General features: G+C 64.6%; 9 protein-coding genes. 5 read left to right on the top strand and 4 right to left on the bottom strand.

The window, feature by feature from the left end; genetic code table 11:
* Positions 1–23 precede the first annotated feature (23 nt).
* From recC to recD, 3 genes are read left to right on the top strand one after another with little or no spacing between them, the layout of a single operon-like run.
* Positions 24–3,521 carry an exodeoxyribonuclease V subunit gamma gene (gene recC / locus ACXZ1M_RS01310; protein ID WP_459051435.1) on the top strand — a complete coding sequence of 1,166 codons (3,498 nt, stop codon included), beginning with the start codon at positions 24–26 and terminating at the stop codon, positions 3,519–3,521.
* Complete coding sequence (gene recB / locus ACXZ1M_RS01305) at positions 3,518–7,216, top strand: exodeoxyribonuclease V subunit beta (RefSeq protein WP_459051434.1); 3,699 nt, start codon at positions 3,518–3,520, stop codon at positions 7,214–7,216. The genes recC and recB overlap by 4 nt, the downstream gene beginning before the upstream one ends.
* Positions 7,209–9,143: an exodeoxyribonuclease V subunit alpha gene (gene recD, locus ACXZ1M_RS01300; protein ID WP_459051433.1), complete on the top strand. Its 1,935-nt coding sequence runs from the start codon at positions 7,209–7,211 to the stop codon at positions 9,141–9,143. The genes recB and recD overlap by 8 nt, the downstream gene beginning before the upstream one ends.
* Before the next feature lie 132 nt (positions 9,144–9,275).
* On the opposite strand, the gene ACXZ1M_RS01295 is transcribed toward recD, so the two are convergent.
* Complete coding sequence (locus tag ACXZ1M_RS01295; RefSeq protein WP_459051432.1) at positions 9,276–10,151, bottom strand: serine hydrolase; 876 nt, start codon at positions 10,149–10,151, stop codon at positions 9,276–9,278.
* 225 nt (positions 10,152–10,376) lie between these two features.
* A complete protein-coding gene (locus ACXZ1M_RS01290) occupies positions 10,377–11,396 on the bottom strand; it encodes a sulfate ABC transporter substrate-binding protein (RefSeq protein ID WP_459051431.1) in 1,020 nt (339 codons plus the stop codon).
* A 272-nt stretch (positions 11,397–11,668) separates the two neighbouring features.
* On the opposite strand from ACXZ1M_RS01290, the gene ACXZ1M_RS01285 reads away from it, so the two are divergent.
* Entirely contained in the window at positions 11,669–12,142 is a 474-nt protein-coding gene (locus ACXZ1M_RS01285) for a GNAT family N-acetyltransferase (protein ID WP_459051430.1), read from the top strand.
* Here the strand turns inward: ACXZ1M_RS01285 and ACXZ1M_RS01280 are convergent.
* On the bottom strand, positions 12,139–12,951 hold the full coding sequence (locus ACXZ1M_RS01280) for a class II glutamine amidotransferase (protein WP_459051429.1): 813 nt from the start codon (positions 12,949–12,951) through the stop codon (positions 12,139–12,141). The genes ACXZ1M_RS01285 and ACXZ1M_RS01280 overlap by 4 nt on opposite strands.
* Before the next feature lie 153 nt (positions 12,952–13,104).
* Here ACXZ1M_RS01280 and ACXZ1M_RS01275 point away from each other — a divergent pair, with 153 nt between their 5' ends.
* Positions 13,105–13,935: an EAL domain-containing protein gene (locus ACXZ1M_RS01275; RefSeq protein WP_459051428.1), complete on the top strand. Its 831-nt coding sequence runs from the start codon at positions 13,105–13,107 to the stop codon at positions 13,933–13,935.
* Between the two features lie 10 nt (positions 13,936–13,945).
* On the opposite strand, the gene ACXZ1M_RS01270 is transcribed toward ACXZ1M_RS01275, so the two are convergent.
* Positions 13,946–14,284, bottom strand: coding sequence for an energy transducer TonB (locus ACXZ1M_RS01270; protein ID WP_459051427.1), 339 nt, complete (start codon positions 14,282–14,284; stop codon positions 13,946–13,948).
* Positions 14,285–14,329 lie beyond the last annotated feature (45 nt).

Below are 14,329 nucleotides of genomic sequence, written 5' to 3'. Positions count from 1 at the left end.
CTTCGATCATATAGAACAGCCCTATGCACCCTGGCATCACCCCCGGCCTGCTGATTTTGCACGGCAACCAGATGGAACAGCTGCGCGCCGCCGTCTTCCAATGGCTGAGGAATCATCCGCTCGGGGCGCTGGAGTCGGAAATCTTCCTGGTGCAGTCCAACGGCGTGGCCGAGTGGCTGAAGATCGCGCTGGCCGAGGAAGCCGGCATCTGCGCCGCCGCCCGCGTGGCGCTGCCGGCGCGCTTCCTGTGGGACGCCTATCGCGGCATGCTGGGACGCGAAAGCGTGCCGCCCATCTCCGCCTTCGACAAAGGCCCGCTGACCTGGCGCCTGATGCGCCTTCTGCCTACCTTGCTGGCCGATCCCGTCTTCACGCCGCTGCGCCACTTCCTGGCCGACGGCGAGGCCGAGCGCCGCCTGCAACTGGCCGAACGGCTGGCCGACTTGTTCGACCAATACCAGGTCTACCGGGCAGACTGGCTCGATGATTGGGCGGCCGGCCGCGACCAGCTGCGCAATGCGCGCGGCGAGGTCGCGCCGCTGCCGGAAGACCAGCGCTGGCAGGGCCAGTTGTGGCGCGCCGTGATCGCCGACGTGGCGCCGCACGAGCGCGACCTGGGCCGCGCCACGGTGCACACGGAATTCGTGCGCGCCAGCGCCGCCGGCGAAGCGCCGCTGGGCCGCCTGCCGCGCCGGGTGGTGATCTTCGGTGTGTCGGCGCTGCCGTTCCAGACTTTGCAGGCGCTCGCTTCGCTGGCGCGCTACACGCAGGTGCTGCTGGCCGTGCCCAATCCCTGCCAGTACTACTGGGGCGACATCATCGAAGGGCGCGACCTGTTGCGCAGCGCGCACCGCCGCCAGCAACTGCGCAACGGCCAGGACCTGGGCCAGATTCCGCTGGAAGAACTGCACGCCCACAGCCATCCGCTGCTGGCCAGCTGGGGGCGCCAGGGCCGCGACTTCGTGCGCATGCTCGATGAGTTCGACGAAGCGGCGCAAGCCGCGGCCGCCGAAAACGAAGACGCCGCCGCGCCGCTGCGCGTGGACCTGTTCAGCGAGGGCGAGGGCGATACGTTGCTGTCGCAGGTGCAGGCCGCCGTACGCGAACTGCTGCCGCTGTCCGAGCACCCGCACGCGGCGCCGGCGGCGGACGACCGCTCCATCGAATTCCACATCGCCCACAGCGTGCAGCGCGAGGTCGAGGTGCTGCACGACCAGTTGCTGCAAATGTTCGTCGACGCCCAGCGCAACGGCCGTCCGCTGCGCCCACGCGACGTGGTGGTGATGGTGCCCGACATCGACACCTTCTCCGCCGCCATCCACGCGGTATTCGCCCAGCACCGCCGCAACGATGCGCGCTACATCCCGTTCGAAATCGGCGACGTCAACGACCGCAGCGTCAATCCGCTGCTGGTGGCGCTGGAGTGGCTGCTACGCCTGCCGCAGCAGCGCTGCCGCCAGAGCGAAGTGCGCGACCTGCTGGACGTGCCGGCGCTGGCCGCGCGTTTCGGCCTGCATGACGACGACCTGCCGACGCTGGGCCGCTGGATCGAAGGCGCGGGCGTGCGCTGGGGGCTGGATCAGGAACACCGCAGCGGCCTCGGTCTCGGCCCTGCCGGCGAGCAGAATGCCTGGATCTTCGGCGTGCGCCGCATGCTGCTGGGCTACGCGAGCGGCTCGGGCGGTGTCCACGCGAGTGCCAATGCCGGCGCCGCAGCCAACGGCAGCTCCGGCACCGGGTGGGGTAACGGCGCCAGCTTCGCCGGCATCGAACCCTATGCGGAAGTCGGCGGGCTCGATGCCGCGCTGGCCGGCTCGCTGGCGCAACTGGTGGAAGCGCTGCTGCACTGGCGCGCGGTGTTGGCCGAATCACGCTCGCCGGCCGAATGGGGCGTGCAGGCGCGCGCGCTGCTGGCGGCCTTCTTCAAGCCCGGCGAGGAGGGCGACCGCCTGACCCTGGCGCTCCTGGACGACGCCCTGAACAAATGGCTGGACACCTGCGAAGGCGCGGCCTACGAAGAAGCGGTGCCGCTGGCCGTGCTGCGCGAGGCCTGGCTGGGATTGATGGACGAGCCGACGCTGAACCACCAGTTCGTGTCCGGCGGCGTCACCTTCTGCACGCTGATGCCGATGCGCGCCGTTCCGTTCCGCGTGGTCTGCCTGCTCGGCATGAATGACGGCGACTTCCCGCGCCGCGCGCCCAAGGCCGACTTCGACCTGCTGGCGCAGCCGGGCATGGCCCGTCCGGGCGACCGCTCGCGCCGCGACGACGACCGCTACCTGATGCTGGAAGCGGTACTGGCCGCGCGCGACAAGCTGTATATCAGCTGGGTCGGACGCAATGTGCGCGACAACAGCGAGCAGCCGCCGTCGGTGCTGGTATCGCAACTGCGCGACTATCTGGTCAGCGGCTGGGATCTGGAAAAGGAGGATCTGCACGCGCGCACCACCGAGCACGCGCTGCAGCCTTTCAGCCGCCGCTACTTCGAAGCCGGCGGCCTGCTGACCTACGCGCGCGAATGGCGCGAGGCGCATGGCGAGGATGCCGCGAGCGCCGAAACGGCGGTGCTGCCGCCGTTCGACATCGACGACAAGTTCCGCCTCAAGCTGGCCAGCTTGCACAACTTCCTGCGCCAGCCGGTGCGCTTCTTCTTCCGCCAGCGCCTGGGCGTGATGTTCGTCGAATCCGCGCTGGTCGGCGAAGACGAGGAACCGTTCTCGCTCAACGCTCTGGAACGCTATCTGCTCGAAGACACCATGCTCGACGACGCTGAAACGCCGGAGGAAATCGACCAGGTCTACGACAAACTGACCCAGCGCGCCGGTCGCCTGGCGCGCGAAGGCGTGCTGCCGATAGGCCTGATCGGCCAGCAGTACCAGGACCAGCTGGTGCAGGCGCTGGTGCCGGTGCGTTGCGCCTGGCTGACGCTGCGCCAGCACTACGAACTGCCGGCGCCCAAGGTGGCGCTCAACCTGGTGCTGGCCGGCGTGCCGCTGGACGACTGGATCGACCAGCTGCGCAGCAACGGCAGCGACACCGTGTGGCTGGCGCAGATGTCCTCGCGCGTGGCCGACAAGCAGGGCAAACCGCGCGGCGACAAGCTGATCGCCATGTGGCTGCGCCAGCTGGCCATATCGGCCACCGGCATGCAGGTTACCGGCTACCTCGTGGCGCGCGACGCCATCGTCACCATGAAGCCGCTGGACCCGGTGCAGGCGCAGGAAGCCTTGCGCGAACTGGTGTGCCTGTGGCGCGATGGCATGAACCGGCCCTTGCCGACCGCCTGCAAGACAGCGCTGGCGCTGGTGCAGGAGGGCGATCCGCGTGCCGTGTACGACGGCGGATTCGACATCGGCGGCGAGAACCAGGACCTGTGCCTGGCGCGCCTGTGGCCTGACTTTGTCGCCCTCAGCGCAGAGGATGACTTCGACGACGTATCGCGCGCCCTGTATGGCCCGCTGGCGGAATGGATGGAACACTTTATTACGGTCGAGCAGATCGACGGCGAGGGCTCGGCATGAACAACGCAGCAAACCAACTCGCGCCGCTGACCTTTCCGCTGCACGGCTCGCGCCTGATCGAGGCCAGCGCCGGCACCGGCAAAACCTGGACCATCGCAGCGCTGTACGTGCGCCTGGTGCTAGGCCACGGCGGCGACAACGCCTATCAGCGTCCCTTGCTGCCGGCCGATATCCTGGTGATGACCTTCACCCGCGCCGCCACGCGCGAGCTGTCCAACCGCGTGCGCGAACGGCTGGTCGAGGCGGCAGCGTACTTCCGCGCCGCCGAAGCACACCCAAAGCGCGACGAATACCTGGACCAGATCCTCGAATCCTATCCGGACCGCGCCGCGCAGCAGCAGGCCGCGCACCGCCTGCAACTGGCCGCCGAAACGATGGACGAAGCGGCCATCTTCACCATCGACGCCTGGTGCCAGCGCATGCTGCGCGAACACGCCTTCGACAGCGGCAGCCTGTTCGACGAAGAACTGGTCAGCGACGAACAGGCGCTGTTCGAGGACGCCGCACATGATTACTGGCGCCAGCAGGTCTACCCGCTGAACGCGCTCTCGCTGGAAGCATTGTTGTCCTGCTGGGGCGACGTCGGCGCACTGAAAAAATCGATCCGTGACCTGGTCAAGCGCGCCGACATCATCGGCGATGCGGCCGGTCGCGGCGAATCGCTGGGCGCCTTGATCGCTGGCGTGCAGCGGCAGCAGCAGGCGCAGCTCGCGCAACTGAAGGCCGGCTGGTACGAGCGCGCCACCCGCATGGAACAATGGATCGCCCATCACCGCGCGGTCGATCCCAAGTGCTTCAACGGGAACAAGATGCGTCCCGATTCGCTGGTGGCCTGGTTCAACGGCCTGCGCGAATGGTCGCAGAATCCGGCCAGCGTCATGCCCGATATTTCGGACACCGCCTGGAACCGCCTTGCTACTGAAGGCATAGAAGACGCGTTCTCGAAGAACTTCAGCGCCGCCATTCCCGAGGATTTCGAGGAAACACAGCCGCTGAAAAACGCGCTGCTGGAAATCGAGCCGCTGTCGCACGCGCTGTACCGCCACGCGGCGGCGGCGGTGGCCGACCGCATGGCAGAACTGAAGAAGCGCAGCCGCCAGTTCGGCTTTGCTGACATGTTGGACCGCCTGAACGCCGCGCTGCAGGGCGAAAACGGCACCGCTCTCCGCAAGCGCATCACCGACCAATACCCGGTGGCGCTGGTCGACGAATTCCAGGACACGGCGCCCAACCAGTACCAGATCTTCAATGAGCTGTATCGCGTGGCGGACAACGATCCCGCGACGGGACTGTTCCTGATCGGCGATCCCAAACAATCGATCTACGGCTTCCGTGGCGCGGACATCCACAGCTACCTGTCGGCACGCCGCGCCACAGCCGGCCGCCACTACCAGTTGGGCACCAACTACCGCTCCACGAAAGCGGTGGTGGACGCCGTCAACCACCTGTTCCTGCATGCCGAAAGCAGCGCGGCAGACCAGGGCTTCCCGCGAGGCGCTTTCCGCTTCCGCGACATCGTCACGCGCGAGAATCCGCTGCCGTTCGAAGCCGTCGGCGCCAAGGGCCGCGATGAGCGCATGGTTGACGCGGCCGGCGACGTGCCGGCGCTGGTGATCGCCTGCAGCGCAGCGCAGGATCTCAAGGCCGACAGCTACCGCGAATTCTTCGCCCACCACTGCGCCGAGGACATCGTCGCCAAGCTGAATGAACAGCGTGTCGGCTTTGACGATGGCAAAGGCTTCACGCGCCTGCAGCCGGCCGACATCGCCGTGCTGGTACGCGACCGCAAGGAAGCGGCGGCCATACGCCGCGCATTGCAACGGCGTGGCGTACCGAGCGTCTACCTGTCCGACAAGGATTCCGTCACCGACAGCGAGGAAGCGGCCGACGTGCTGCGCTGGTTGTCGGCCGTCGCCAATCCGCTCGACGGTGCGTTGGCGCGCACCGCCTACGCCACGCGCACCGCTGGCCTGCCGCTGGCCGAACTGGCGCGCCTGTCGTCGGACGAACTGGCGTGGGAGGAACGGGTCGAACAACTGAAGGCGCTGCACATCATCTGGCAGCGCCAGGGCGTGCTGGCGATGCTGCGCCGCTTCATCCACGAGCTGCGGTTGCCGGCGACCCTGTTGCAGCAGGCTGGCGGCGAACGACGCCTCACCAACCTCCTGCACCTTGCCGAACTGCTGCAATCGGCCAGCCGCCAGCTGGACGGCGAGCAGGCGCTGATCCGCTGGCTGGCCGAGCAGATCGAAGGCGGTGAAGGCGCGGGCGATGAACGCGTGCTGCGCCTGGAAAGCGATGCGGAACTGGTCAAGGTGGTCACGGTCCACAAATCCAAAGGCCTTGAGTATCCGCTGGTGTACCTGCCGTTCGCCGTCACCGCGCGCAAGGTCGAACGGCGCAACCGCAGCTTCTTTGAATTCAGCGACGACGACGGCGTGCGCCGCATCGACATGGCCTTGACCGACACCGCCATGGAACTGGTCGAACGCGCGCGCCTGCAAGAGGATCTGCGCCTGATGTACGTGGCGCTGACGCGAGCACGCCACTTCCTGTGGCTGGGCGTGACCGCGCTGTCGGTCCGCAAGGCTGGCGACAACACGCTGCACGAATCGGCGCTCGGCTATCTGCTGACCGGCGGCGCACCGCTGCCGTCGGACCTGATGATGGAACGCTGGCACCACGCCTGCCAAGGCTGCGATGCGATCAGCATCACCACGCTGCCGATGGGCGCACAGCCGGCCACGCGCCTGAGCCGCGTGGAAGAACGCCCGCCGCTGCTGGAACCGCAGCACTACGGCGGGCGCTTTGAACGCGACTGGTCGGTCGGCAGTTTCAGCTCGCTGGCGCGGCGCACCGGACCGACGGGCGCCATCAGTGCCGCCGGCCTGGTGCCGCGCGACGCCTTGCAGGAGAAGCTGCTGGAGGAGGGTGATGTGCCGTCCATGGTTCTGCCGGGGCGGGTGGAAGACGCGCCGTGGCATCGCTTCCCGCGTGGCTCTGTACCCGGCAACTTCCTGCACGAGCAACTGGAGTGGATGGGTCAGGAGGGCTTTGCCATCATCGACAGCGAGCATTTTGAAACGCGCCTGACGCGCCGCGTGCAGCGCGCCGGCTGGGGCAACCGCCTGGACGACACGCTGGCGTGGCTGCGCGTGATCGCCGGCACGCCGCTGCCGTATTTGGACGCGCCGCTGAGCAGCATCGCCGAACCGCTGCCGGAAATGGAGTTCTGGTTCCCGAGCGAGCGCCTGGTGACCAGCGCGCTGGACCGGCTGTGCGCCGCGCACCTGCTGGGCGGCGTCTCGAGGCCCGCGCTGCCGGAGCGCGAACTGCACGGCATGCTGAAAGGGTTCTGCGACCTGGTGTTCGAGCACGAGGGCCGCTACTGGGTGCTGGACTACAAATCGAACGCGCTGGGCGGCGGCGATGGGGCCTATCACGAAGCGGCGCTGATCGGCGCCATGGCCGAGCATCGCTACGACATTCAGGGCGCCATCTACATGCTGGCGCTGCACCGGCTGCTGCAAAGCCGCCTGGGCGACGCCTACGATCCCGCCGAACAGCTGGGCGGCGCGGTCTTCATGTTCCTGCGCGGCATAGGCAACCCGCAAACGCGCGGCTGCTATTTGATGGCGCCGGATCCCGAATTGCTGGAAGGGCTGGACAGCCTGCTGGGTGCATCTCATGAGTAACGCATTTTTCGTGCAGGTCGACGCGCTTACCGAAGCCGGCCAGTTGCGCCGCCTGAGCGGCGCGTTCGCGCGCTTTATCGGCACGGTGGGCGACAATTCGCCGCAATTGATGGCCGCCTGCGTGCTGCTGTCCGAACTGGAAGGACGTGGCCACAGCTGCCTGATGCTGAGCGAGCTGAACGGCGACCCGGCCGCGCTGCTGGGCTGGAGCGGCGACGAATGGCGCGAACTGCGCGCCGCCGTCGGCAACTGGCCGGAAGACGTGGCCGCCTGGCGCTCCTTGCTGGCCGCTTGCCGCCAAGTGTGGCCGGTCGGCGGCGAGCAGTTCAACCAGCCGCTGGTGCTGGACGGCGACCGTCTCTACCTGCGCCGTTACTGGCAGGATGAAACCCACGTCGCCGGCGCGGTGCGCTTCCGCGCCTTGGGCGGGGTGCTGGCGGCCGACGCCGACGCGGAAACGGCCGACATCCGGCGATGGCTCGACATCCTGTTCCCGCACCCGGCGCGCGGCGGCGGTCCGGACTGGCAAAAGATCGCCTGTGCGGTGGCCATGCGCGGCAAGCTGGGCATCATCACCGGCGGTCCCGGCACGGGCAAGACCTACACCGTGGCGCGGCTGCTGGCCTTGCTGTTCGCCACCGCCGGCGAGCGACAGTCGGGCCTGCGCGTGGCGCTGGCGGCGCCGACCGGCAAGGCGGCGGCGCGCCTCAAGCAATCGATCGATATCGCGCTGGACGAACTGGCGGAAAAGGTCGGCTCGGCCCTGCCGCTGCGCGAGCTGGCGGCGCGCATGGGCGCGGCGCGGACCCTGCACAGTTTGCTGGGCGCGCGTCCCGATACCCGGGCGTTCCAGCACCACGCCGGCAATCAGCTCGACGTGGATGTGCTGATTGTTGACGAGGCGTCAATGATTCACCTGGAAATGATGTCGGCGCTGTTGGCGGCGTTGCCGGAGCGCGCCACGCTGATCTTGCTGGGCGACAAGGATCAGCTGGCGTCGGTGGAGGCGGGCGCGGTGTTGGGCGACCTGTGTCACAACGCCGAGGCCGGAGAATATCTGCCGGAAACCTTGTCTTATGTGCAAGCGAGCACCGGGCAGCAGATTCCGGACGAGTATGCCGGACGCAGCGGGCCGATCGCCCAGCAGACAGTGATGCTGCGCGAAAGCCGCCGTTTCGGCGGACCGATCGGCGCGCTGGCGCTGGCCGTGAACGCCGGCGATGCGGCCAGGACGGTGGAAGTATTGCGTTCCGGCGGCGACGGCAAGGTGGTCTGGACCGACTTGGCGCAGTCTGCGGACCTGCTGCAACTGGCGTTGACAGGCTATCGCGGCTATTTGCAATTAATCAAGAATTTGCCGGAAAATGCCGAGGACATCGTACGACTTAATATTTTGAGAAGTTTTGAGAGCTTCCGGATTTTGTGTGCGGTGCGGGAAGGCGAGTGGGGTGTGTCGGGCCTGAATGATGCAATTGAACAAAGATTGCAATCGGCTGGCTTGCTCAAGAAAACGGGGGAATGGTACGTCGGCCGGCCGGTGATGGTGACGCGGAACGACTATGCGACGGGGGTGTTCAACGGTGATATCGGCTTGACCTTGCCGGACCCGTTGCGGCCTGGCGCGTTGCGGGTGTACTTCTCGGAAGGCGAAACGGTGCGCAGCGTACTTGCCACAAGATTAAGAAATGTGGAGACGGCGTTTGCCATGACCGTGCACAAATCGCAGGGATCGGAGTTCGCGCACACGGCCATGGTGTTGCCGAAAGACGGGGGCGGGATGTTGGCCAGGGAGTTGATCTACACCGGCATCACACGGGCGCGCGACTACTTTACGTTACTCACCCCGAATGGGCAGGTGTTATTGGATGCAATAGGCCAGCGGACCCAAAGGGCAAGTGGGCTGAGGGACTTGCTGGGCGGGGTTTAAACCAAATTTTGGCGCGTTGCAGCCAGAATCTGGTTCTACCCCGTGTGCGTTTGCCTCAGCGCCAGCGTCACCACTTAGGGGTCGGACCCCGTACGGGGTCCGACCCCGCACTGCCACGCGGGGTCGCGCAAATCACATCGCCCGACGCGTACGCTTGGTCTGTTTGACAGCCTTTTTCTTGCTCTTGACCGAAGCTTTCAATACTTTCGGTTTCTCATCCGGCCCCGCAACGAAGCGGCGGATATTGGCCGCATCCATCAAACGCGCCGAGTTGGCCTTGGCATTCAGCAGCACCAGCGTTGCGTCCTTACCCGCCGACTTGAAGCGCATGATCAGGCAACGGCCGGCCTCTTCGGTGTAACCCGTCTTGGACAAACCCACATCCCAACCCTTGGCGCCAACCAGGCGATTGGTGTTGTGATACTCCACCTTGCGACCCTTGATATTGATAATGTCCTTGGTGTCGGTGGTGATGCGCCGGATCTCCGGATAGGTTCCAGCCGCCGCCGCCATCTTCACCAGATCGGTCGCGGTCGACATATTCTGCGGCGACAAACCGGTCGGTTCCTCGATCACGGTCTGGGTCAGACCCAGCGTGCGGATCTTCTGGCGGACCGCCAGCTTGAAGCCAGCCAGGCCACCCGGAAAGGTGCGCGCCAGCGATGCGGCGGCGCGGTTGTCTGACGACATCAGCGCCAGCTGCAGCACATCGCCGCGCGAAATTTCCGCGCCGACCGGCACGCGCGAGGTGCTGTGTTTCAGCATATCCACGTCGGCTCGGTCGATGGCGATCTTTTCGTTCATGTCCAGTTTGGCGTCCAGCACCACCATGGCCGTCATCAGCTTGGTCAGCGAGGCGATCGGCACCTGGGTATTGGCGTTCTTTTCCAGCAGCACTTTGCCGGTGGCGTCTTCGACCACCAGCACGGACTGCGAGCCGAGCGGTACTGCGGCAAACGTGGCCGCAGTAAACGATGTCAGCAGTACAGCAACAATTTTCTTGAGCATATCGGTATTCAAAAAGGGAAGAGGAGTCCATCGGACACGTCTGGGGGACGTGGCGCGCGCAAATAGTCTAGCTACACGGCAATATTCTCTAAGGATAGACAATATCATTAAAGTGGGTTCTCGTCTATTGTGCGTAAGTCCCGGATTCTTATATTTTTTTTCATGCTCAAGATGCAAAAAGCCCCGAGGCGCGAGCGCCCCGGGGCTTTTTGTGGGTAACGGTGATTACTTCTGATAGATCTTGTCGAACTCGCCGCCGTCGTCGAAGAATTTCTTCTGCGCCGCTTTCCAGCCGCCGAACACCTCATCCACCGAGAACAGGGCAACCTGGCGGAAGTTGGCGTTGTACTTTTTGAAGGCCTTTTCCGAGCGCGGGCGCAGCGAGTGCTTGGCGATGATTTCCTGGGCTTCCTCGGTGTACAGGTAGTTCAGGTAGCCGGTGGCCTGCTTGCGCAGGTTGCGGCGGTCCACCACCTTGTCGACCACGGCCACCGGCGATTCGGCCAGGATGGAGGTGGTTGGGTAGACCACGTCGAACTTGTCGCCGAACTCGGTGCGCACCAGGTTGACTTCGTTTTCGAAGGTGATCAGCACGTCGCCGATTTCACGCTGGGTGAAGGTGGTGGTGGCGCCACGGCCGCCAGCGTCCAGGATAGGCACGTTTTTGATGATCTTGCTCACCAGCTCGCGCGCCTGGGCTTCGCTGCCGCCTTTTTTCAGCACCGAGCCCCACGCGGCCAGGAAGGTGTAACGGCCGTTGCCCGAGGTTTTAGGATTCGGGATGATGACCTGTACGCCCGGCTTGGCCAGGTCGTCCCAGTTCTTCAGCTGTTTTGGATTGCCCTTGCGCACCAGATAGACTACGGTGGAGTAGAAGGGCGAGGCGCCGTTCGGGAATTTCTTGGTCCAGTCGGCCGCCACCACGCCGCGATCGACCAGAATATCGATGTCATTGGCCTGGTTCATGGTCACCACGGCCGCTTCCATGCCGTCGGCCACCGAACGGGCCTGCTTGGACGAGCCGCCGTGCGACTGGTTGACGCTGATGGTTTCGCCGGTGGTTTTCTTCCAGTAGTCGACGAAGGCCGGGTTGATGTCCTTGAACAGCTCGCGCGTTACGTCATAGGACGCGTTCAGCAGCACAGGGTCGGCGGCCTGGGCTTGCAACGGCAGGCCCAGCAGGGTGGCCGAAGCGGCCAGGAAGGAGGCGATGACGACGCGGCGAGTAGTTTTTTGGGTGGTCATAATGAGCTTTCGTAATAACAAGTGTCCATAGTGTAAAATTTCGCCCGGAAAAGATACGAATTTTTCGTAATATGCTTAGAAGTTCGCTATAAAACGTATATGGATTTTTGAAAACATTAGTGGGCAAACACGGAGCCACCCTCTAGTCTGGCAGCATCGGACGGCCTTACCCGGCTTGGTGTATAGTCGTAATTAGTAATGTTTTGTGAGCATACATGAGTCTTGAAATTCGTATTGCTGCTTCGACGGATGCGGAGGCAGCATGCAATGTATTGCGCCGGTCTATCAAGGAATGCTGCGAACTGGATCATAAGAACGATCCCGCCGTCCTCGATGCCTGGCTAGGCAATAAAACTCCGCAGATGGTGGCGAACTGGTTCAGCTCGCCCACCAATTTTTCGCTGGTGGCTACCAGCGAAGGCGTTGTCGTCGGCGTCGCATTGCTCACCGGCGCCGGCAAGCTGGCGCTGTGCTATCTGCTGCCGGAGGCGCGTGGCCAGGGAGTCGGCAAGGCGCTGCTCAAGCGCGTGGAAGAGCAGGCTTGCGGCTGGGGCGTGAAAGCGCTGCAATTGCACAGCACGGCCACCGGCCAGGAATTCTTCGCCCGGCTCGGCTATACCGACGCCGGCAAGGTGCGTTCGCCCTACGGCGTGGAAACGGTGTTTTTCTGGAAGCAGCTGGACGAGGACGCCACCTGTCCGGACGCCCCCAAGCGCAAGCGCTTCTGCAACTGCAATACGGTTTAGTAGGCCGCCTCCAGCGGCCATTCTTCTTCCACTACCACTTCAGCACTGACATCGACGCCGCCGGCGAACAGCTTCAGTTCGCCCGCTGCAAAGCGCGTCCATTGCTCGTTGGACGTCAGCGGCGCGGTGGCGATCACGGCGATGCGGTCGTCCAGATGGTTGTGGCGGCTGAAGTCTATGCTCATTTCGCAATCAATCAGATGTGCCACCGAAAACGGATAGGCGCGCACCACCACGTGCAGCTCGGTGCTGCAATGGGCGAACAGCAGGTCGCCGTTCGACAGGATGAAATTGAAGGTGCCGTAGTCGGCGATCTCGCCGGCCAGCTCGGCCAGCGCCGCGTACAGCACGTGGCGTTCGGGCTGCGCGTCGAAGCGCTGCGCCAGGCCGGACAGCATGTGGCAGAAGGCGCGCTCGCTGTCGGTGTCGCCCCAGGGCGTGTAAAGGCCAAGGCTGGCGTCGGGCGCGAACAGCTTCAGGTCTCCGTTATGGGCGAAGGACCAGGTCTGGTCCCACAGCTCGCGCGTGAACGGGTGGCTGTTTTCCAGCGACACGCGGCCCTGCGTGGCCTTGCGGATGTGCGCCACCACGCTGCGCGCCTTGATCGGGCTTTGCTTGAACTGCGCCGCCAGCGGCGATTCGATCGACGGCAGGTAGTCGGTGTACAGGCGGCAGCCGGTCGGCGTGTGCAGGGCGATGCCCCAGCCGTCCCGGTGTTCGCCCGTGCGGCCGCCGCGTTCGACAAAGCCGGTGAACGAGAAGTCCATGGCGGCGGGCTTGTTGCTGCTCATTGCGAGGAGTTGGCACATGCAGGTCTACCTGGTTAAACGATGACCTCACGATAACGGCCGCACCACGCGGGCGGAACGAATGTTTTGGCATATCCATAGGCGAAAGCATTCGTTCTGCTTTCCTGCGCCCGGGCATACGCTGACGACTTTTGGTAGCCCGAAGGAGTTTCAATGTCTTTTCCCATCCTGCAAAAGTATCTGGCGCGTCTATCCGACGCCACCAGCGCTGCTTCCAGCATCTGGCTCGATCACGAGGGCAAGGCGCAGGGGCGGTTTTTCAATTGCACCATGAGCAGCGCGTTCCAGCCTATCCGGCAGTTGGACGGCGAGTCGGTGCTGGCGTACGAGGGACTGGCGCGCAGCGTGTCGGCGCAGGACCAGGGGCTGTCGCTGTGGAAGCTGCTGGACCACGCGGCCAGCGACGACGAATCCATCGAGCTCGATCGCCTGTGCCGCATGCTGCATGCGATCAATTTTTTCCGCCAGGCCGATAGCGCGCCCAACGCCAAGGCCGATCTCTACCTGAACGTGCACGACCGCCTGCTGAGCGCGGTCAGCAGCAACCACGGCCATGCCTTCCGCCGCATTCTCGATGCGCTCGAGCTGCCGCTGGAGCGGGTGGTGCTGCAATTGCCGGCGGCGACGCCGCAGCAGGGCTGGCTATTGAATTACGTATCGGATAACTATCGCCGCAATGGCTTCCGCTTCGCGGTCAATGTGAATAGTGCGCGGGATGGCAAGGGCGTGCTCGATCGCTTGCGGCCGGACGTGTTCAAGCTCGACGCGCGCGAACTGCAGGATGTGGCGGGATTGACGGAGTTGCTCCAGCGTTGCGCCGGCTCCAATGTGGCAGTGGTGTTCAAACGGCTGGAAACGCCGCAACACCTGGCGGCTTTGCGCGAACTTAGCGCGGCCGCCGGTGTATCATTGCTCGTGCAAGGGTATCTGCTCGATGAGCCGCGCTCGGTGTTGCTGGGGGAACCGGCGCGGCGCGCTGCTTAAACTGCATCGATTAGTTCAGAACCCAGTTGTATTGCACTTGTGCCCAGACTGGTTCTGCGCCGTTCGAGGCTGGCTTGAACTTGCAGCTGGTGCTGGCGCGCAGCGATGCTTTGTCCAGGGCGAAGTGGCCGCTCGACGAGATCACTTTGGTGTCTTGCACGTTGCCTTTGTCATCGACCAGCACGGCGACCTTGACGTTGCCGGCCAGTTCGTCGTCTTGCCACGAGTTGCGGTAGTTAGGGGCGCCGCAATCGGCGTTGTTCAGGCGTTCGGCGGCAACAGCGGCGCTGGCTGGGTTGATGGTCGACAGCAGGATCAGGGACAGGGCGGCGATAGAACGAGTAATCATGGCAGGCTCCAGTAGGTAGTTAGTTAGATCGGAAAACAAATCAGG

This window comes from Duganella paludis, assembly GCF_054461335.1.
Note: the sequence above shows the minus strand (reverse complement) of the source record. Positions and strands in the feature narration are given on the sequence as shown.

Coding starts and splice junctions, on each gene's coding strand:
- recC (WP_459051435.1), top strand. CDS start 24: ATGCACCCTGGCATCACCCCCGGCCTGCTGATTTTGCACGGCAACCAG.
- recB (WP_459051434.1), top strand. CDS start 3,518: ATGAACAACGCAGCAAACCAACTCGCGCCGCTGACCTTTCCGCTGCAC.
- ACXZ1M_RS01270 (WP_459051427.1), bottom strand. CDS start 14,284: ATGATTACTCGTTCTATCGCCGCCCTGTCCCTGATCCTGCTGTCGACC.
- ACXZ1M_RS01290 (WP_459051431.1), bottom strand. CDS start 11,396: ATGACCACCCAAAAAACTACTCGCCGCGTCGTCATCGCCTCCTTCCTG.
- recD (WP_459051433.1), top strand. CDS start 7,209: ATGAGTAACGCATTTTTCGTGCAGGTCGACGCGCTTACCGAAGCCGGC.
- ACXZ1M_RS01295 (WP_459051432.1), bottom strand. CDS start 10,151: ATGCTCAAGAAAATTGTTGCTGTACTGCTGACATCGTTTACTGCGGCC.
- ACXZ1M_RS01275 (WP_459051428.1), top strand. CDS start 13,105: ATGTCTTTTCCCATCCTGCAAAAGTATCTGGCGCGTCTATCCGACGCC.
- ACXZ1M_RS01280 (WP_459051429.1), bottom strand. CDS start 12,951: ATGTGCCAACTCCTCGCAATGAGCAGCAACAAGCCCGCCGCCATGGAC.